18 protein-coding genes are annotated in these 20,821 nt (G+C 35.3%); 2 read left to right on the forward strand and 16 right to left on the reverse strand.

The features are described 5' to 3' along the window. Positions 1–24 precede the first annotated feature (24 nt). On the forward strand, positions 25–2,067 hold the full coding sequence (locus tag J5J03_RS06645) for a beta-galactosidase (RefSeq protein WP_208587691.1): 2,043 nt from the start codon (positions 25–27) through the stop codon (positions 2,065–2,067). 360 nt (positions 2,068–2,427) lie between these two features. Here J5J03_RS06645 and J5J03_RS06650 read toward each other — a convergent pair whose 3' ends face one another. Further along, on the reverse strand, positions 2,428–2,628 hold the full coding sequence (locus J5J03_RS06650; RefSeq protein ID WP_208587693.1) for a hypothetical protein: 201 nt from the start codon (positions 2,626–2,628) through the stop codon (positions 2,428–2,430). A gap of 374 nt (positions 2,629–3,002) precedes the next feature. On the opposite strand from J5J03_RS06650, the gene J5J03_RS06655 reads away from it, so the two are divergent. Beyond that, positions 3,003–3,146 (forward strand): GapA-binding peptide SR1P, encoded by a 144-nt coding sequence (locus J5J03_RS06655; protein ID WP_208587775.1) that lies wholly within the window; start codon positions 3,003–3,005, stop codon positions 3,144–3,146. Between the two features lie 202 nt (positions 3,147–3,348). Here the strand turns inward: J5J03_RS06655 and J5J03_RS06660 are convergent, their stop codons facing one another. The 15 genes from J5J03_RS06660 to J5J03_RS06730 form a co-directional block, all read right to left on the reverse strand. Then, complete coding sequence (locus tag J5J03_RS06660; RefSeq protein WP_208587695.1) at positions 3,349–4,095, reverse strand: SDR family NAD(P)-dependent oxidoreductase; 747 nt, start codon at positions 4,093–4,095, stop codon at positions 3,349–3,351. Between the two features lie 45 nt (positions 4,096–4,140). After that, positions 4,141–5,442 carry a TRAP transporter large permease gene (locus J5J03_RS06665; protein WP_208587704.1) on the reverse strand — a complete coding sequence of 434 codons (1,302 nt, stop codon included), beginning with the start codon at positions 5,440–5,442 and terminating at the stop codon, positions 4,141–4,143. Continuing rightward, positions 5,439–5,942, reverse strand: a complete 504-nt coding sequence (locus J5J03_RS06670; protein WP_208587713.1) for a TRAP transporter small permease — start codon at positions 5,940–5,942, stop codon at positions 5,439–5,441. The genes J5J03_RS06665 and J5J03_RS06670 overlap by 4 nt, the downstream gene beginning before the upstream one ends. A gap of 68 nt (positions 5,943–6,010) precedes the next feature. After that, the gene (locus tag J5J03_RS06675; RefSeq protein ID WP_208587716.1) at positions 6,011–7,060 is read right to left on the reverse strand and encodes a TRAP transporter substrate-binding protein; all 1,050 of its coding nucleotides are present in this window, start codon (positions 7,058–7,060) and stop codon (positions 6,011–6,013) included. Positions 7,061–7,089: 29 nt separating this feature from the next. Further along, positions 7,090–8,190, reverse strand: a complete 1,101-nt coding sequence (locus tag J5J03_RS06680) for a sialidase family protein (protein WP_208587718.1) — start codon at positions 8,188–8,190, stop codon at positions 7,090–7,092. 33 nt (positions 8,191–8,223) lie between these two features. Beyond that, positions 8,224–9,219, reverse strand: a complete 996-nt coding sequence (gene pdxA / locus J5J03_RS06685; RefSeq protein WP_208587720.1) for a 4-hydroxythreonine-4-phosphate dehydrogenase PdxA — start codon at positions 9,217–9,219, stop codon at positions 8,224–8,226. Between the two features lie 31 nt (positions 9,220–9,250). Beyond that, positions 9,251–10,552 carry a four-carbon acid sugar kinase family protein gene (locus J5J03_RS06690; protein WP_208587722.1) on the reverse strand — a complete coding sequence of 434 codons (1,302 nt, stop codon included), beginning with the start codon at positions 10,550–10,552 and terminating at the stop codon, positions 9,251–9,253. A 16-nt stretch (positions 10,553–10,568) separates the two neighbouring features. Further along, a complete protein-coding gene (locus J5J03_RS06695) occupies positions 10,569–11,735 on the reverse strand; it encodes an iron-containing alcohol dehydrogenase (RefSeq protein WP_208587782.1) in 1,167 nt (388 codons plus the stop codon). A gap of 3 nt (positions 11,736–11,738) precedes the next feature. Then, a complete protein-coding gene (gene dapA / locus J5J03_RS06700) occupies positions 11,739–12,626 on the reverse strand; it encodes a 4-hydroxy-tetrahydrodipicolinate synthase (RefSeq protein WP_208587724.1) in 888 nt (295 codons plus the stop codon). A gap of 256 nt (positions 12,627–12,882) precedes the next feature. Beyond that, entirely contained in the window at positions 12,883–14,661 is a 1,779-nt protein-coding gene (locus J5J03_RS06705; protein ID WP_208587726.1) for a sigma-54-dependent Fis family transcriptional regulator, read from the reverse strand. 756 nt (positions 14,662–15,417) lie between these two features. Beyond that, positions 15,418–16,911 carry a tripartite tricarboxylate transporter permease gene (locus tag J5J03_RS06710; RefSeq protein WP_208587728.1) on the reverse strand — a complete coding sequence of 498 codons (1,494 nt, stop codon included), beginning with the start codon at positions 16,909–16,911 and terminating at the stop codon, positions 15,418–15,420. Positions 16,912–16,926: 15 nt separating this feature from the next. Continuing rightward, positions 16,927–17,361 carry a tripartite tricarboxylate transporter TctB family protein gene (locus J5J03_RS06715; RefSeq protein WP_208587731.1) on the reverse strand — a complete coding sequence of 145 codons (435 nt, stop codon included), beginning with the start codon at positions 17,359–17,361 and terminating at the stop codon, positions 16,927–16,929. A 48-nt stretch (positions 17,362–17,409) separates the two neighbouring features. Further along, positions 17,410–18,384 (reverse strand): tripartite tricarboxylate transporter substrate binding protein, encoded by a 975-nt coding sequence (locus J5J03_RS06720; protein WP_208587733.1) that lies wholly within the window; start codon positions 18,382–18,384, stop codon positions 17,410–17,412. Between the two features lies 1 nt (position 18,385). After that, positions 18,386–19,411, reverse strand: coding sequence for a LacI family DNA-binding transcriptional regulator (locus J5J03_RS06725; protein WP_208587735.1), 1,026 nt, complete (start codon positions 19,409–19,411; stop codon positions 18,386–18,388). A 72-nt stretch (positions 19,412–19,483) separates the two neighbouring features. Next, on the reverse strand, positions 19,484–20,386 hold the full coding sequence (locus J5J03_RS06730) for a dihydrodipicolinate synthase family protein (RefSeq protein WP_208587737.1): 903 nt from the start codon (positions 20,384–20,386) through the stop codon (positions 19,484–19,486). Positions 20,387–20,821: the final 435 nt, after the last annotated feature.

Below are 20,821 nucleotides of genomic sequence, written 5' to 3' on the forward strand. Positions count from 1 at the left end.
CAAAGAGAACAAAGGAGCATAACAATGAAAAATGTCTTAAACGAAACAACCATTCAACTAGGTGTTTGTTATTATCCTGAACATTGGCCTGAAAAACTTTGGGAGGATGATTTTCAAAGAATGAAAGAGATGGGATTTCACTATGTAAGGATGGCAGAATTCGCTTGGACTATCTTTGAACCAGTAGAAGGAACATTTGAGTTTGATTTGTTTGATCGCGTGATTCAATTAGCCAAAAAATATAATCTAAAAGTCATTATGGGAACACCCACTGCCACCCCACCAGCATGGTTAACCGAAAAATATCCAGAAGTTTTAAATGTTTCAAAAGAAGGTGTGCGCTATCACCATGGTTCCCGACGACACTATAATTATAATTCGGAAATCTATCGAACCCTTTCCAAAAGAATGGTTACCGAAATGGTAGAACATTATAAAGATAATTCAACCGTTGTAGGATGGCAGATTGATAATGAAATCAACTGTGAAATGGATGTGTTCTATTCAGCAGCAGATCATACTAGTTTCCGTAAATGGGTAAAACAAAAATACCAAACATTAGACAGTGTTAATAAAGCTTGGGGAACAATTTTTTGGAATCAAACATATACAAACTGGAATCAAATTTATCTTACACGACCAACTGTTAATGATTCCTATAATCCCCATCAACTCTTAGATGAAAAGCGTTTCATCTCAGATAGTGCGATAAGCTTTGTACAAATGCAAGCAGACATTATTCGATCTATTACCGATAAGCAGTGGATTACAACGAATGGCATGTTTGGTCACTTAGATAACCATCGGATGACACAAGAGGCATTAGACTTCTATGCTTATGATTCATATCCTAACTTTAACAAAATTATTGAAGATAATTCTTACATGCCTTTACGAGATCGGAAGTGGAGCTTAAATTTAAGTACCGTTCGCAGCTTTAGTGGAAATTTTGCCATTTTCGAACAGCAAGCAGGTCCCGGAGGATGGGTAAATCGCATTGAACAACCTACTCCACGTCCTGGACAATTACGATTATGGACATTTCAGTCGATTGCTCATGGTGCCGACCTAGTTCTTTATTTTAGATGGCGTACCACAACTAAAGGATCAGAGATCTATTGGCATGGTATTAATGATTATCATAATCTACCGAATCGAAGAATTAGTGAACTGAAACAGACTAGCAAAGAAATACAAAAAGTAGGTGACACTATCTTTGATTCTAAATATGTTGCAAATGCCGCTATTTTAACTGACTATCACAATGAATGGGATGGTGAAGAGGATAAATGGTATGGACAGTTTATTGGCGAAAGTAAAGAAGCATGGTTTAAAGCCTTTCAATATCATCACATCCCTGTAGATGTCGTCAATGTAACACAAGACATGGCATTAGAGGCCCTAACCAAATATAAAGTCCTTGTCTATCCACACGCTGCTATTTTGACAGAGAAAACAGCAGGTCTATTGAATCGTTATGCTAAACAAGGTGGAACCATCATTTTTGGTGCAAGAACGGGCTTCAAAGATTTAACAGGCCAAACATATATGAAGGCTTTCCCAGGATATATTAAAGATTTAGTCGGCATTATTGTGGAAGAATATACTTTACTAAACGGTTGGCAAAAGAATCCGCATGTGAACATCTTCGACAATCAACTAAATACCCATGGTTTTAACGAGGTACTACAGCCAGAAGCCGACAATGTAGAAGTAATAGGAACATACCAAAATGCACACTATGAAGGCAAACCAGCATTGACAAGGAGAAAAGTATCGGAAGGTACAGCCTACTATTATGGCGGAGTTTTTGACTACCAAATTGCTTCCTTAATTTTAGAAGATCTAGAAATTAGCGACTATCGAAGTAAGTTTACTCTGACTTCTGACATTGAATTAGCAGTTCGCGAAAAAAATGGCGAGATAGTATATATATTACTCAACTACTCACAAAAAGAGCAAAACATTCAACTAAAGGTAGAAATGGAAAATTTATTGGATCATGATATTACTAGCGGAGTTATCACGATGGCATCGTATGACGTGTTAGTATTGAAAGAGAAATAAACAGTGGGGATAAGGTCCCACTGTTTTTTTATTTAGAATAACCGTTAATACTAAAGACGGCGTGGGAAGAAACGGACGTGATGTAAGTGTGGACATTACGTCGGTTATGCTACCCTTTCTAACCTAGACCATCATTTTAGCACAAGCTAGGTAGGTAATCTTATGTGCAGATTAGATTAGCTTTTCACATCTTTTTAAACATATTCCTATTAGAATACTCATATCCTACAGTTCTTGTGTAAGTAGGCTTTACCATATATTAAAGCATTATAGGCACAAGTTGTACACATAAATAACAATTATGTATAAACTGCTAACATACTTCCATCTACCTCTGGATAGAAAGTGGAATGTACTTGATCAAAAAGTGTACCATTGAGTTGGTTCACTATCTTTTTTCCATTTTATCCTTTCATCAAGAAATATACCTGAACACTCATCATCCGGACAATTTTCTGAAACAAATATCGAAAAAACATATTGGCTTCTTACATCATTTTTGTTGACTAGAGAGTAAGTACTTGATATTCCATTAAACATCGTTAATATGGCAACCTTCACTAACCACTCCCCCACTATGACAATGGTGTTTCAGCAAAAGCAGTTCTGGAACCCAAAACCGAAAGATCGTCTAAAAGAAGTGGGGGAAGAGCTGTTAGAAGCTCAAATGAAGTACAAAGCTTATACATTTAAAGAAGCTTTTCCTACTGTTTACGCTAATAATGAGAACGTTCTGTCAAACTATTACTAGTGGGATATACTGACAGTCACAAGCCTCTTTTCCCGCTTAACATTCCCTCTTTCATCTGCATTTATTTTAATTTCCTTACTGTATTTCGCACATTTAAATAAATAATGTACATTATTTATTTAAATGTGTTATAATATATATAAAGGAGGAATATATAATGCATCATAATCAAAAACTACCTAGTATGGGTACTGTTATTTGTACAAATTGTGGCATTACTATTGATACCTTGCCCACTCAGAAAGTGACCACCTATTATTCCATTTGTCAACATCCACATTGTCGTAAAAAGGGACACAAACATAACTCTAATTACAATTTTATGTAAGCGCTTATCACAAGACATAAAAGCCAGTTTACCACATATAAAAGCGCAGTATTAAGGTTCATCACTGCGCTTTTATATTTTTAGGAATATTCATACTCCATCAACACCTTCTTGATTCTATTTTTAGTAGATTTAGCTCAAATTTTTCTTACTATTTGTCTAGTAGTTTTAAAAAATAGAAGAACGCCCAGATGTTCTCCTACTAGCTCATGAATGTTCCGCCGTTAATATTAATGGTTTCACCAGTAATAAAGTCTGACATGGATGAAGATAGAAATAGGACAACATCAGCAATATTTTCCGGAGTTCCCAACTTTTTTAATGGAATTTTTGAAAGAACCTGTTGATAATACTCTTTTGACCACTGCTTGATCATATCCGTCTGAACAGGACCTGGTGAAACACCATTAACATATATATTATGCTCCGCCATCTCCATTGCTAAATGTTTGGTTAAATAATCAACACCTGCCTTCGATGCACCATATGCAGGGATTGCGTTTTTATGTCCTGACTTAGCTGTAGTGGAGCTAACATTGACAATTTTTCCGTACTTTTCCTTTATCATATGAGGTAACACAGCTTTACAAAAATATAAATTACCATTTAAATTAACATCCATTACTTTTTTCCAATCTTTTATATCCATGTCGATCGTAGAGGTACGCATATTCATACCAGCATTATTAACCAGAATATCAATACGACCAAATTCGTTAATTGCTTTGGCCGTAATGTTTTCAGCTGTTTCTTCGTTTGTTACATCCCCAGCAGCAACGATACATGCCCTTCCCATATCCAGGACTTCACTTGCAACATCATGTAATAAGTCAACTTTGGTTCCTGATATAACCAACGAAGCACCGTGATGTGCTAATGTCAATGCTATGCTTCTACCTATCCCTCTACTTGCTCCAGAAACGACGGCTATCTTGTCTTGCAATAACATTTTCCCACCCCCTATACATTTAACTCCTTAATTTTGCATAATCATTTAATCCATTAATATGTTCGGCAAAAATGTAACAATTTGAGGGAACAGTATAATAATAATAATAGAAACTAAGTAAATACCAACGAAAATGAGAATTTGTTTCATCATTCGTAAAACATTGGTGTCAGCTACCTTAGATGCTAATAATACTGATAAACCATATGGTGGTGTAACAGTACCTAAACGAATCGACATGACCGTTACAATACCTGCAACAACTGGATCAATACCTAACCCTTGAATAATTGGTACAGATAGCGGAACAAAAATTAACATGGCAGAGTTTGGTTCCATAAAGGTGCCTAAGACAACATATAACAACATTAATAATAGTAGAAATATAATTGGATTAAACTCATTTTCTATCAATAAATTAATTACTGGATCTAAAGCTTTATAATAGGACAGAACCCAAGATAGCAGAGCAGCTGCTGCAATTAGTATATAGATAGAAGCAGAGTCTATGACTGCTTTTCTTGTAACCTCCATATATTTCTTGAAATTTCTTTCCTTCTTAATGAAAAAGGCTACAATAAAAACGTACACTACTGCAATACTTGCTGCTTCTGTTGCAGTAAATACTCCCGCCATAATACCTACTATTACAACTAAGAATAGACTTAACGGAAAAATACTTTTCTTTAATGCTACAGCTTTAGATAAGTTTTGGTCATTCGGTAACCCTATCAGCTCATTTTGAATATCGCCTACATCATGTTTTTTTGCATACATATAAGCATATATCATTTGTGTCAATCCAATTAACACACCAGGAGCAATTCCAGCGATAAATAAAGCGGCTACAGATGTTTTAGCTAACGCACCATATACTATTAATAAAATACTTGGCGGAATAATGGAGCCAATTGTAGAAGATGCTGCAGTAATCGTAGCAGCAAATTCTTTACTATAACCTGCCTTAATCATCGCAGGAATCAAAATTCTCCCCAATGAAGCAACATCTGCAACAGATGAACCTGAAATAGCACCAAAAAATACACTTGTTACAATATTCATATGTGCTAAACTACCTCTCAGCTTACCAACTAATGCTTTCGAAATATAAATTAAATCATCCGTTACTTTCGTTAAATTCATTAAAGCACCACAAAAAATAAATAACGGAATCGCCAATAATGTGAAGCTTGAAAATGACTCAATCATAACAGAACTTGCTTGTGTCAGGCTTATTAGTGGTTCAAATAATAATGGAATAACAGCTGCTATAATAATACTAAAAGCAACAGGTACACCAATTAATAAGCAAGCAAAAAATATTAGGATAACGGAAAGTAATATCATTTCTTCTTAACCTCATTTCTAGTAAAAAGCTCTCGACTATTCATTAGATGGAAATACAACATTAATAATGAGCCTACTAAAAAGGCTGAATAATAATAGATAAGTGTTGGTTGAGAAGATAATCCTCTAATTGGAACCAGTTCTGTTCGGTTTAAACCAGCTTCAAATGCAGCAATTCCTATAAAGATTAGTATACCTATCCCAAACAGTGACAAGGCAAATACAACCATTAACCTTATTCTATTGATTTTTTTACTGATGTAATCGGATAATATGTCAATTTCTAAATGCATTTTTTCTTTCACAGCTAGTGCCGACCCTATAAACACCAACCACATTAATGAAAATTTTCGTATTACCTCTAGTTCAGGAATAGAATATGAAAATATATACCTGCTTAATACACCAACAAATAAGGTGACAGACAATAATATCATCATCACAATACTAATGGCATGTGCAACCTTTACAATATAAGCTGCTATTCTCTTAAGAACCACAAACATTCACCCCCACAAAAATGGTATACTGCTTCCTAGCGACAAGTGCTAGGAAACAGTGATACAGCTTAATTAAAGATCTCTTCCATTTCATCAACAACATCATATTCTTCTGCTAATTCATTCATTTGAGTTCTAGACTTTTCAATGAAACCTTCCCGCTCTGGATCTGTAAAAGTTACACCAAATTCTTCCTCAAGTGTTTTCATGTCTTCTTCAGCTTGTTCAAATGCTTTTGAAATATATTCTGGTTGTACAATATCAGCAGCTTTTGCAATTGCTTCTTTATGTGCATCACTTAATGACTCATAGCGATCATTGTTCATAACGATAAAACCTAATGTCAAAGTGTGTTGTGTTCTAGCTATATGCTTTGCAACTTCCCCGAAACGCTGTTGAATCATTGCATCTAAACTGTTTTGAGATCCCTCTACAACGCCTGTTTGTAATGCAGAATATACCTCATTAAAGTCAATACTAGTAGGATTAGCACCTAGGTTTTCCCACCATTCTAATTCCGTAGCACCAGTACCACTACGCATTTCAGCACCTTCTAAATCTTCAACAGATTCGATAGGGAATGTACTAATAATATTTCGTTCTAGACCTCCAGCATACATAACCGTTTTTAGACCAGGATCCTCAATAAGTAAGTCTTCAAAATAAGACAGTTTATCTTCAGAATTCACAATAGACTCGAAGTGTTCTTGATCTGTAAATAAATAGTTGGTACCTAAAATATTAAACTCTGGATTATGCTCGGCAAACCATCCAGAATCGGAGTAAATAATATCAATATCACCAGAAATGACAGATTGATATAAACTTGAAGCGTTTCCAAGAGTTCCGTCTGTGTGTACTTCCACTTCAATTTCACCATTACTTTGTTCATTTATTTCGTCTGCAAAGGCCTGTAATGCTTGTGCTAATAGTGTATCACCAGGATTGATTGTAGCAGCTACTAAACTTACAGATTCCCCAGAACTCTCTTCCGAATTATTGTCACTATTATTTTCTGTCCCCGTATTATCACTTGAACAAGCGACCACCATTGCTAAGAGAAAACCTAGACACAACATTATCAAACCGCTTCTCTTCATACTTTGTGTAAATAACATATTCTTTTCATCTCCCCTAAATAAGCCATTTAGTTTTTAATCCAATCCTCTGTTACTACTACATGCTTTATATACTTTCTCAAATAAGTAAACGTAATGTGTATGCTCCCCTCATCTGTTTGTTTAATAGATGGGTAAGAAAACTCAGGATGTATTTCTGAAACATCTTCTTTCGTCATAATATTTTTCTTATAGTTCCATGTTTCTCCATCGTCATTTGACAACGCTACGGTTAAAGGTGCTCTAATAACTCCCCAAATCGATGCTTGTTCTTTAACATTTTTGTCCACCCCAACCTTGTCCATATCACTTTTATCAAACCAAGGTGGTCTATTTTCCTTTGGAGGTGCTAATTGTGCATTAATATTATTAAAAACAATGGCTAATTTACCATTTTTTAGCCTTGTTGCTTGAATCGATGAGTTATTATTCATTAACTCCGTTTGTGTGGGAGTTGTCCATGTTCTACCGCCATCTTTTGATATACTTCTATAAATATAATCTGCTTTTCTACTACGAAAAAACCCTACTAGATGACCCGTATGATCTGGAACGATAGACATATGAACTAACCCTTTACTACCCTTTATTTCATGTTCTGTCCACGTTTTACCATGATCATGAGATATTTTGATCACACTAAAGTCGTTTCCTAAAAACCCTGTTCGTGATTTCAAGCTATAATATGCAGGTAACACCAATTCACCGTTGTCTAATATGACAGGCTTATGTCTGACAAATGTACCTGGTTTATCAAAGAGTGTTTTGATTTCACTCCATGTATGACCATCATCATTCGAAACCCGATAACGAACAACTGATGATTCCTGGTGAACAGCATTCTGCGCTGTATAAATTAGCCAGAGTTCACCATTTGTATTTTGAAAAAGGATTGGGTTTTGTTCCGACCTTTCAAAATCATCTGATAGGACCGTTGGTTTACTCCAATCTTGTTCACCCTTCTTTAACCTTGAACACATTATCGAAATATCAGGTTTCCCTTCTCTCGACCCACTAAACCAAACACATAAGATATCCCCATTATCTAATACATGTAAATTAGAAGCATGGTTATGCGGATACAATACCGGGATATCCGCTTCAAATTCAAACGCTTTCAAATCGCTCATTCAAACTTTCACCCCTAACCATTGATAGTTCATTTAACCTTTGGGAGCTAGTTCAGCAGCTGATTGTATTGCTGCAATCATACTTCTATTATCTGCTATATTCTTACCAGCAATATCAAATGCAGTACCATGGTCAACAGAAGTTCGAATAATACCATAATTTAAACCAACGGTAATATTAACTCCTTCTTCTAGACCTAATACTTTGATTGGAACATGCCCTTGATCATGATAACAAGCAATTACTATATCGAAGTCTCCACGTACAGCTCGAAAGAATAAAGTATCAGCCGGATGTGGACCACTAACATTCACTCCTTCTTTCCGAGCTAGTTTGATAGCTGGTACTAGCTTTTCTTCTTCTTCCCCTTCACCAAATAACCCATTCTCACCTGCGTGTGGATTAATACCACAAACTGCAATCCTTGGTTCCTTATATCCTGCGCGCTTCAATGCTGTATCTGCTAAATCAATGACTGTTTTCGTTCGCTTTGGATCAATGATATCTATCGCTTCCTTTAAACCAATATGTGTAGTCAAATGGATAACTTTAAGTTTAGGCGAACTTAACATCATTGAATAATCTTCTGTTCCTGTTAATGTTGCGAGAATCTCCGTATGACCTGGAAAGCGGTGGCCACCTTTCACTAGAGCTTCCTTATTTAATGGAGCAGTACAGATTGCTTTTATTTTATTGTCTTTAGCTAATGAAACGGCTTTTTCGATATATCGGAATGCTGCATCCCCTGCTAATGGTGACACTTTACCGAATGCAACATCTTCTGGTAATAGATTTAAATCGATACAGTCAACTGTTCCATGTGTAAACTCTGCCGTTCTCGGATCATCGATAATATTGATGGCAACTTTTGAATTCGTAATATGAGTTGCACGTTTTAATATTTTAGCATCACCGATAACGATCGGTCGACATATATCGTAAATTGTTGAATCTTCTAATGCTTTGATGATTATCTCTGGTCCGATGCCAGTAGCATCCCCCATTGTAATTCCAATTGTTGGAATCATCCAGTCACCACCTTCTCCTTTATACTAATGACTAATAATTAGCTTTATCCTTTTGGGCACCAATGTGTAACTGCTGTAATGCATTGGTCATAACGTGATCGGTTCCGAAACTACCAGCCTTTGTTATCGTAATCATTTCATTATGTTTCGCTATTTTTCCGACCGGAACACCTAATTCGAGTTCCCCAATCAATTGGTAATCTTTAATTTGAAGCTTTTCAAAAACTTGTTGTGCAGTATCTCCACCAGTTAAAAATAAATTACGTATCTTCATTGCATTTATAATAGATACTGCCGCATCTCCTAATGCCTCCGAAATTAAATTACTTATTTCAATCGGAGATATTTCTTTATCCCTTCCTATTGCTGCTGTAGCCTCTAGATCAGACGATGAATACAAGGCAACACTATTACCAGCAAAAATCGCAGCTTCAATCTTTGTTTGAATACGCTGTAATTCCTTGTCTTTTGCTTCATCTTCAGCAATAACGTGAATGACATCCATTTCTACCCCAACCACTCTTGAGTTTAGTAAAAGATGGTGAAGTTGTTGCCTTCCCAACTTACTAATACTTCCAATCACAAATAATATTGGCTGGTTGTTTGTTAGTATTTGGTTGTCTTGTTGTTGCTTCTCTATTCCTAAAGATTCAGGCAAATAATGAATCAATCCTGCTGAACCACATAATATAGAGGAGTAGGCTAAATGAACAACATCCATTAAACGTTGCAAATCTTGCTCTGTAATAGCATCAACTGTTACGTATGAAATACCTTGCTTCTTCCATTCATCTAATCGTTGTAAGAGAAAATGATTACCTTTATCTAAATCACTTGAATGCAAATGTTCGACACGTCGCCCTGAAGAATGTTGAATTAATTGACAAACATTTGCTTCAGTGACAGGTGTTTTCGGATCATTCGCTACTTCTGTCTCACTTAATTTTACTCCGTTAAGGTAATGGACTCCATTTCTCACTTCTCGTCCGTTATTTGGGTGTGCTGGTGTAATAAAGATAAAATCTGGCTGGAATATATCATAGACAGCGTTTAATTCAGAGCCAATATTTCCTCTCATCGTAGAGTCTATTTTCTTATAAATAAAATCAAATTCCATTTCTTTTATTTGTTGAGAGGTATCTTTCACCTTTGTATACGCTTCTTCCTTTGGCAATGCCCTGCTATCTGTATTAAAAATGATGGCATCTTTATCAGCATCTAAACGGTGTTTGCTACATTGAATCGCTACTGATACATCCAAACCATATTGGACCAACTGTACTCCTGTGTCGCATGCACCTGTTAAGTCATCTGCAATGATTGCTATTTTCATTGTGAAACCTTCTTTATTACGCTAATAATTGGCGATAAATATTTTCGATTTCCTCTAAACTTAATGTTTTAGGATTGTTATTTAACAGACGAGTTACTTTTGAAGCAGAGACAGATAGCTCTTTCAAATCACTATTTTTTACACCATATTCTTTTAAGTCTTGTGGAATTTCTAATGTATGAGTCCACTCTTGAATTTTCTCTACAACTAAATTAGCGGCTTCTGTTTCGGATATACCGCGGACATCAATTCCCATTGCTTCTGCGATTTTTGATAACCTATTCGTAATTTGGTCCATATTAAATTTGGTTACATGTGGTAATAACATGGAATTGGCAACACCATGTGGAATATTAAATTTTCCACCAAGCGGATAAGCTAAGGCGTGAACTGCTGCCGTTCCCGCACTTGTTAACGCCATACCACCATACATCGATCCTACTAGCATTTTTTCCCTTGCCTCTATGTTGGATCCGTTTTGATATGCTTCCACAATGCTGGAAGAAATCAATCGAATCGACTCTAATGCAAACATATCACTAATAGGATTTGCTTTATTGGATATAAATGATTCTAAAGAATGGGTAAATGCATCCATACCCGTCGCTGCTGTAATTGGTTTCGGTAGACCAAGTGTTAATGCAGGATCTAATATAACAAGGTTTGGTAATAAGTACTTACTAACTATTCCTACTTTAAGTTCTTCATTAGGTAAGGTAACAATAGCATTTGGCGTTACTTCAGAGCCAGTTCCCGAAGTCGTAGGTATTAATACAGTAGGCACTCCTGGATTTTGGATCAAATCGGTACCTAGAAGATCAACTATCTGTTGATCATTAGTCGCCAAAATGGAAAGGATCTTGGTTGCATCTAGTACACTTCCTCCCCCGACTCCAATTAACACATCATAATCCTTCTGTGACACTTGTTTAAATACGTCATTTATATTATCCATTGTCGGTTCTGGAAGTATATCTGTATTCACATCAACGTCAATGCCTTTTTCTATTAATTGATCTTTAACGGAATCTACAAAGCCTAAATCTTTAATACTTGGCTGTGTTACAATTAAAACTGCTTCTATATTAACCCCCAATACACTCAAATGGCTCTTTATATCTTTAATAGAATCTTGTCCCGAAATGATATGGTCTGCTGTTTGAAACTGATATAATGTATTCATCAATCAACCACTCTCCTCTTCTTCATACAACTTTAGTACTTCTTTTATTTTTTCTAATGTCTCACCAGATGCTTCCGATACCGGTAGTTTTGGGGGGCCTACTGGAATCCCTCTCATTTCTACTGTTTTTTTCAAAACAGAAGGGATTGTACCATATTGAAATGAGCTTCTTAATGGACCTAATTTTCGTTGTGCTTCCTCTGCCATTTGTAAGTTATTGTTTAACCAGTTTTGATAAATGGAAACCACAATCTCTGGTACTGCATTGGCAGTTGCTGCTACAGCTCCAACACCGCCTGCCTCAAGCGTTTTGAGTATTAATGAATCGGTACCACACATCACAAAAAAATCTTCCCGATTCGTTGCCTGTATATAAGCTTTGATATTATCAAAATTGCCACTACTATCCTTAATACCAACGATGTTTGTTTCTTTTGCTAGTGTTTCAACCGTTGCAGGTTCTAAGTTCATACCTGTTTTCGATGGAATGTTATATAATATAATTGGTAATGAACTACTTTTTGCTATGGTCTTGTAGTGTGTAATAACTTCTTCTTGTGTTGGCGTTATGAAAAAAGGTGTAATAACTGACAAGGCATCAGCACCAACCCCCTCCATTTCTTGGGAAAGCTCGATTACTTCTGCAGTACTATTCCCACCAGTACCAACAATCACTGGAACTCTTCCACCCACCTCATCCATTACTATTTTGGCTAATTGTATCTTTTCATTCTTATTCAGCAAATGAAACTCACCATTTGTACCCAAAATAAATAAACCGTTTACATTCGCTTCGATTAATTTATTGACCAATTGACGGGTCACACTTTCGTTAATTGCTTGATCATTTGTTAAAGGTGTAACCATTGCTGGTATAATTCCGTTACACATCGGGTTTTCCTCCTTTCTGTTTATTTTTGCAACAAATATAGTTTTATAACCGCTTTCTTATTGGGATTATAATATAATAAGTTTAAAAATGCAACCTAATATTCAAAATATTTATTTTTTGCAACAATTCTTATCGAAAGGTCCATCGGAATTTCTTTTCTAACCTTGTTCAATCACCATATTTTACAACATAAAAAAATAGCAGGATACAACGTGTTTAAATTTCCACGTTATAATCCCTGCTAATTGGCTACCTTTATTCATCTTTTAATTTCCGCCACAATGTTGACCTATTAATGCCAAGACGCTTGGCTGTTTGGGAATGATTTTGATTTTCTTCTTCAAACACTCGTTTGATTATTGCTAACTCCATGTCTTTTAAAGTACCATTTAATGAAATGAGATGATCAAGATTAGATCCCGATTGATATTTCACTAGTGCATTTTCTATCTCCTCTTGTTTAATAAATGGTCCTTCTGCAACCAAAATAACTTCTTTTATAACTTGCATTAACTCATCCATATTTCTCGACCATTTATGATTTTGCAACACTTCTAGTGCTTCCGGACGTATTCCTGCTAATTCTTTACCATAATCATAATTAAATTTGTTAATAAATAATTTGACTAATCCTTCAAAATCTTCTTTTCTTTCCCGTAGTGGTGGAATCATTAACTTCAGAGGACTTAAGATCAGATATAAATCATACAAAAATTCACCTCTATCTACTTTTGGTTTTATTTGTTCCCTTGAGGAAGTTATGATACGCGGAGAGGCGCCTGCATGTTCTAAATATTGTAATAAGCCTTTCTGATTTGTTTGTGAAAGCTTTTCTATTTTCTTTAAATATACCGTACCTTTTGCATTATGAGAGATGATCCCTTCATAATCTTGATCATGTCCCAATAGCTCATACCAATCATCTGAGCCCATCAATTCACAATCAATGATAGTTAAAGGATTGGAAGAGCGCTCACTTCCTAAGTGCATTAAGTAAGCCAGACGTTCCTTCCCTGTTCCAACTTCGCCATATACCCAGATGTTTTCATCTTGTAAACTAAATGCTTTTGCTTTTGTAATAGTATCCTGCATCAGGTCGTTCTTCGCTTGAAACCAATTCATCGACTGTAATGGTGCATCATGTAATGGCGTAATTACTTGTAGACCTTTTATGCTTTTCTCTTTTTTATTGGTATCTATTGCTATTTCTAAACAGGCATATTCCTTCTTATTAAATGAAAGAGAATAACCATTCACCACCCATAGCTTTCCTTGATACTCCATGAGCGTTCTTGTACTTCCATTAGCAAACACTTCATTTATCCATTTCTCTAAGTCCCTATTTTGTATATCTTTATAAATGAATGTAGCGACTTTATTTCTATAGAGAATATGCTTATCTTTATCAACTACCATTATTGCTTTTTCATACTTATCTAAAATTGCTTTTGGTATAAACTGTTTATTAGTAAGTGGTGCATAAATCTGACTTATCTTAATCGCTTCCTCAAAGGCTTTCATCACACTTTCTCGGCCTGAGGTGAGTAATAACCCATTCAATCCAAGTGCTTCCGCATTTCGGACTGTAATTGTATCACCAATAATAATTTGATAATCTTCCTTTTGTAATTCAATTAACTTTGGTACAACATCCGCCTCATGTCCAATGGTAAATGCCGAAACTTCTATTTCTAGTAAATTGCTGATCGTCATCGCACTCTCAATCACATTTTCAAAACCAACAATCACTTTTTTCTCTGTATTATCTTTAATCAATGTAAAAATTCGAAGTAGATCATAGGCAGATACTTCTATCTCTATCACCGGAATTTTTACTTCTTTTTGAATCAATTCAGCTGTTCCGCCTCGACTTATGATTATGTCAACCCCATCAGTTTCTGCTTCTTTAGCAATTTTTACCCCTTCTTCCAAATTGCCTATTTCTACTTTGACATCTATTTCCTTTAATTCTTTTACCACTGACTGAATGACCTCTTTCAATCCATAGTATGGAGCAATTGCCATCACTTTCATTATCATCTACCTCCGGACTGTTGCGAATTTAAACACTTCTATTATAATATATCAAATTAATGTACAATTTAAAACATTATTTGTTTTTGCAACAGTTAAGAACTGAAAGAACTATATAGAATAACTATCAACACCGATTCATTCCGCTTAACGAAACTTAACTTGCACGACAAGCAATGAACAACTGCTTTGCTTAGATGGGAAAGATGCAAAGTTGCTAAGAAGGAAAAAGGTGCAACCGTTGGTAAAAGCAACAATTTTAGCAGAAGGTAATACTGCTGATCGTGATGATTTGATTTTTCTTAAAAACTACCGATTTTTAAAAACTAGAAAACAATTGCCGGGTGAAATGTACTTGTTTGTATTCAAGTTTAAACACAACCTATCCTCTAGGAGTATAATAGAAGACTAATCGAAGGCTTTGGAACAGGTTTGCACATTATTAAAGTAGGTACGGTGATTACCTTTAATATTACCAAATACAATTCGTAACAAACATATGGACAACTATTTTATAACAACTAAAGTATGGCAATGACAAAGGTGATTTAACTGAAAAATGCGGCTATAAAATGATGAGGTTTTCCCGGTAAAAATAAAATTACCGGGAAATCTAAAATAAAATGAGAGGTTTTCCATCACTTTATATAACTTAAAAACAATATAAGAGACAGAAGAAGTTAATAAATCCATATTATACTTCCTACAACTGTTATTTTGGCGTTATCCATGATTTCACCTCTTATTCAAAAAGCTTTATACATTTCTTTTTCTTCGCTGATTCATTTTATTTAAAACTGGAATGATAAGGGATACAATGGCTATAATGATTAGAATTAATGATATTGGTCTTGTGAAAAATATCGAATAGGAGAAATCTCCCCCCATCAACAGTGCTCTTCTAAAATTGGATTCAGCCATAGGTCCTAATAATAAACCAAGAATCATCGGTCCTAAAGGATAATCTAGCTTCCTGAATATCAATCCTACAACACCACTAATAAATACAATCCATACATCGAAAAATGAGTTATTTAAAGCAAATGAACCGATAACACTAAATAGAATAACAGAAACCCAAATATATTCTTTGCGTACCATCATTATACGGACAAATAAACGAGATCCCAATAACCCTAGTATTATGACTAAGATATTAGCCAATAATAATAAACCAATAATTGTATATACAATATCCGGGTCTTCAACAAATAAATTCGGCCCTGGTTGTAATCCATACATCATTAATGCTCCAATTAAAATAGCTGTTACAGCATCACCAGGCAGACCTAGTGTAAGCATTGTAGTAAATGCACCACCAATCACACCATTATTAGCAGTTGTCGTTGCAGCTAAACCAGCTAACGAGCCTTTACCATATTCTTTCTTCTTTTCTCCTTTAACAAAGCGCTTGCTCTGCTCCCACGTGACAATAGAGGCGATGTCTCCACCTGCTCCTGGTATCGCCCCAATAATAGGAGAGAGAATGGAAGAAAATAAGAAAGGCTTCCTCATTTCTCTTCTTTCTTTTTTATTAGGCAATATTCTATCTGACCGTTCTTTCACATTTTCTTTTATATTATTTTGGTCATTTTTTAACAGAAATTGAAAAAAAACTTCTCCTAATCCAAATAAACCAATCATTATCGGTATAAAGGATATCCCTTCATAAAGATCACTTTGATTAAATGTAAACCTTTGAGTACTAGTGATAGGATCTAGTCCAACTGTAGCAATAAGCAAGCCAATAAAACCACTAATCATTCCTTTTCTTATTGATTTTCCTGAAACACTAACCATGATAGATAAGCCAAAAATGGCTAATGCGAAATACTCGGCAGCTCCAAAATTTAAAGCGAATTGTGCTATAGGTTGAGAAAATACCATTAAGAATATAACGCTAATGACCCCTCCTAGCCCTGAATAGATAGCATTAACTCCTAAAGCTAAACCTGACTTACCTTGTTTTGTTAAAGCAAAGCCATCAAAACTTGTTACCATAGATGCCGGAGTACCGGGAGTATTAACTAATATCGCTGGTACCCCACCAGCAAATATAGCCGTACAATAAATAGCAATCAGCATTGCTAACCCTTGTTCTGGAGGGAGCCAAAAAGTCATTGGGGTTAAGATGGCGACCCCCATAGTAGCACTCAAACCAGGAAGTGCTCCGATAAATAACCCTAGAATGCTACCTAACAATAAAAATAATAGTGTACTAGGCATCAATATTTGTGAAATGACTTCCATGAGAATGTCTCCAATCTATAACATTATATTAAAACCCTCAATGAAGACAAAATGTACCACTACACTTAGTCCAACAGATACTAAAATAGAAGGGATTAAAGGTAGCTTAAGTACCATACAAAGTAAAAACATAGAAATACTTGCGATCAAAATAAACGGCAAAGTCCCTAAAAGACTGATGAATCCTGCAATAACTGCAATAAATAAGCATAATTCTAAAACTCGTCTGCTGTGTTCTATAAGAAACAAACGTTTACTACTCTTGGTTTTTATACTGAAAAATAATTCTATTATATTAGTTATCATTATTAAAATGATGATTAATCTTGGAAAATAAGCAGGTCCTATGCCGTCGGAACCGAACAAAGTAGAAAAATTGTAGGTCTGCCAATACAAAAGTCCGCAGATCAGCAATAAAATAAGATTAAAACTAACATTAGTTATTCTCATAATCTCACTCCTGCTAAATATTTGAATCAGTCTTGCTATCCGTTAATTTTAGTTACTGAGGTCAATACTTGGGATCAATTCAGAGAAATACTCATACTGATCTTGAGCAAATTGTTGGAATTCCGCTCCATCTTTGTAATTTGGATTCATTCCCCTCTCCTCTAGTAAATTTGTAAACGCCTCACTTTCAGCAGCAATTTTAAATGCCGATTGTAAAGTTTCCATTACTTCATCCGGTGTATCTGTCGGAGCAACAAATCCTCCCCAACCAGAAAGGTTAATATCGTATCCAAGTTCTTGCAAGGTAGGGACATCTGGTACATTGGCATCCCGCTCTTCACTCATAACTGCCAATACTTTCAAATCTTCACTATCCAAGCCAGCAACCACTTCTGAAGGACTTACTGACACGGCATCTACATGCCCACCCATTAAAGCGGTTACAGCCGGAGCTGCTCCATCATAGGGAATGTACTCTAATTCAAGGTCCAATTCTTGTGCAAAAGCTGCTGCTGCAATATGCCATATGGAACCTGTTCCAGAATTTCCAACTTTCACTTCACCCGGATTCTCTTCCGCATAAGATATAAATTCTTCTATTGTGTCGTATGGAGCATCAGCACTAACTGTGATCGCTGCAGGTATCGTCATTAATTGTCCAATTGCTTGATAGTCATTTGGAGCAATTTCCGCTAAACCTAATTCTTGAACCATCGCTAATTCAACAGGAACATAACCGATGGTATAACCATCTGGTTTCGCATCTTTTGTAGCCAGCATTCCTGTAGTTCCAGAACCACCTGTTTTATTAGATACAACAACAGGAACATCTAGTTCGTTCTCCATTTCGGTTGCTATTGTACGTGATACGAGATCAGATGCTCCGCCCGCTGCAAAAGGCACCACTACTTCTATCTGATTTTCTGGAAAATTTGATGAATCTTCACTACTATTAGAAGACCCGCACGCTGACAATAAACCTCCAATTGCTACAATACATATACTTATCATTAATTTTTTCATATTAAACTCCCTTTCCTCTATTTTCTTTCGTAGAATCTCCTCTTTCATACGTTGGCTTAATAACAATTTCTTTTGGTGGAAATTCGGAATCCAGTAATAGTCGATTTTTCAACAGAATAGTAGCTTCTAATCCAATGCGATTTACTGGTTGCGTCATTAATGATAATTTCGGTTCTAGCAGTTCCCATTGTTGACTATCACCAAATGCAATTACTGATAACTGATTTGGTATTTGAACCCCTTGTTCTTTAATCGCTTTCAACATACCTTTTGTAATTGTATTATTACAAGAATACAAAGCAGTGGGTGGGTTAGGTGACAACAACAATTCCATCGTTAACCGATAAGCTGCGTCTTCTTCAAAATTGGTTTCTTTCCACAAAGCCATATCTACTTCTATTCCTAAATCATGAAAAGCATCAAGTGCTCCAAAATATCTATCTCTCCCAATAGAATTTTTTTGATGGCCATATAAAACACCAATTCTAGTATGTCCTAATTCATATAAATTTTTTATACTTTCATATGATCCATAATAATTATCATCCACAATAAGGTCTGTTTCGATACCATCAACTTTCCGATCGAGTGCAATAACTGGAATATTGGCATGTAAGATTTGCTTAATCATATCAGCATTGCTGCCAGTAGGAATAATAACCAGTGCATCCACTTGTTGTTCCATTATAATCTGTAAAGATGCAAATTCTTCCTCTTCCTCATCATTATGACTTAGTAAAATCATATGAAATCCTAATGAACGAATTGTTTTTTCGACTTCTTTTGCAATAGTCATTAAATATAAATTAGAAATATCGGAAATCAACACAGCGACTTTATTGGATTGTGAAGATTTTAAACTACGAGCATTAGCATTAACGCTATAGCCAAGTCGATTAATTGAATCCATAACTTTACTCAGTGTTTCTTTACTGACATAGCCTTTATTGTTTATAACTTTAGATACTGTTCCAATAGAAACATTACAGTCATGTGCGACATCTTTTATCGTTACTCTTTTTTTCATCTCTTACCTCCGTACGGATTAAATTTACTTTCTATTATAAAGGAACGGAAGTATTGTATAGAACAATCACCATTAAAGTTTCAAATATTCTGCTTTCCATTGATTAATTGCTGTTTCTAATGCCGAAATGTCATTACTAATAATATCCATGTGAGGCGCTTTCACAGAACCTGCTTGAATACCTCGCAACTCTAGGGCTTTTTTAAAGTAAGACATATTTGCTCCTCCTCGCAAAATATGAATAATCTCATCTGCTACATGTTGAATCTCTCTAGTTTTTTCAATTTGATTGTGTTGATAGTGTTGGTATAACTTAACAAAAGGCTCGGGAAATACCCCTGATACACCTGATACAACTCCATCACACCCCATAGCCAATGCTGGTAAAAATAGCTTATCTGCTCCTGTAAGAACCGAGAACTCCCCAGATCTAACTTTTGTATAATCCTTTAAAGTAATAAAATCTGGGTAACTATATTTAATTCCTACGATATTTGGAAACTGTTCTGCTAATCTTGTAACAACCTCTATAGATAATTTATTACCTGATAATTGTGGGATACTATATAAATAAATAGGAAAATCACCAGGTAGTTGCTTAGCAATTGTCGCATAGTAATTCTCTATTTCTAAGTCGCTTACCGTAAAAAATGCTGGAGTAACTACTCCTACCCCATCTGCTCCTGCCTTATGCGCGTGCATTGCCAAATCTAATGTATCTGATGTATGCATGGCACCTGCATGAATAAAAACATTTACTCTTTTTTTTGCAGTATTAATTACTGTTTCTGCGATTTGTTTGCGTTCGTTCAGTGTTAATTTAAACATCTCTCCAGTTGTTCCTAATGGATAAAGGCAATCAACTCCTTTCTCAATCAAAAAATTGGTTAGCTTTTCTGTCTCTTCAAGGTTTACTGTCCCATCTTCATTCATAGGAGTAACCATAGCTGTTGTTACACCAAATAACTTTTTCATCATAATCCCCCTTAAATAGTAAAACGTTTCACTATATAATTAAAAAAATAGGAGAATAAATTGTTTAAATACTTATATATAAATAATTTATATAATAAAACGTTTCAACATGATGCTATCATGAATGCGTTTACTTTACAAGTATTTTTTGTAGTTTGTTAACAGTCCCTTTTGCTTTTGTCATCATTTTTGATCTTTAAACCAGCTAAAATTCCGAATAAGCGCTGGTTCAATCCCATACCACTTGTGTTTCCGATAAAAACCCAAGCAAACTAAAGTTTTGGTTTTAAAATAAAACATCTAAATAAGTACCAAAATCACATTTATTGCAAGTAAATTAGTACTTATAACAGTTATAAGTACTAATTTACACTAAGAAGATAAATGGTACTTAAACCAAATTTAAGTACCACATGCATGGAATATAAATATTAT

Origin of the sequence: Gracilibacillus suaedae (assembly GCF_017599345.1) — a bacterium.
Classification (GTDB): domain Bacteria; phylum Bacillota; class Bacilli; order Bacillales; family Amphibacillaceae; genus Gracilibacillus; species Gracilibacillus suaedae.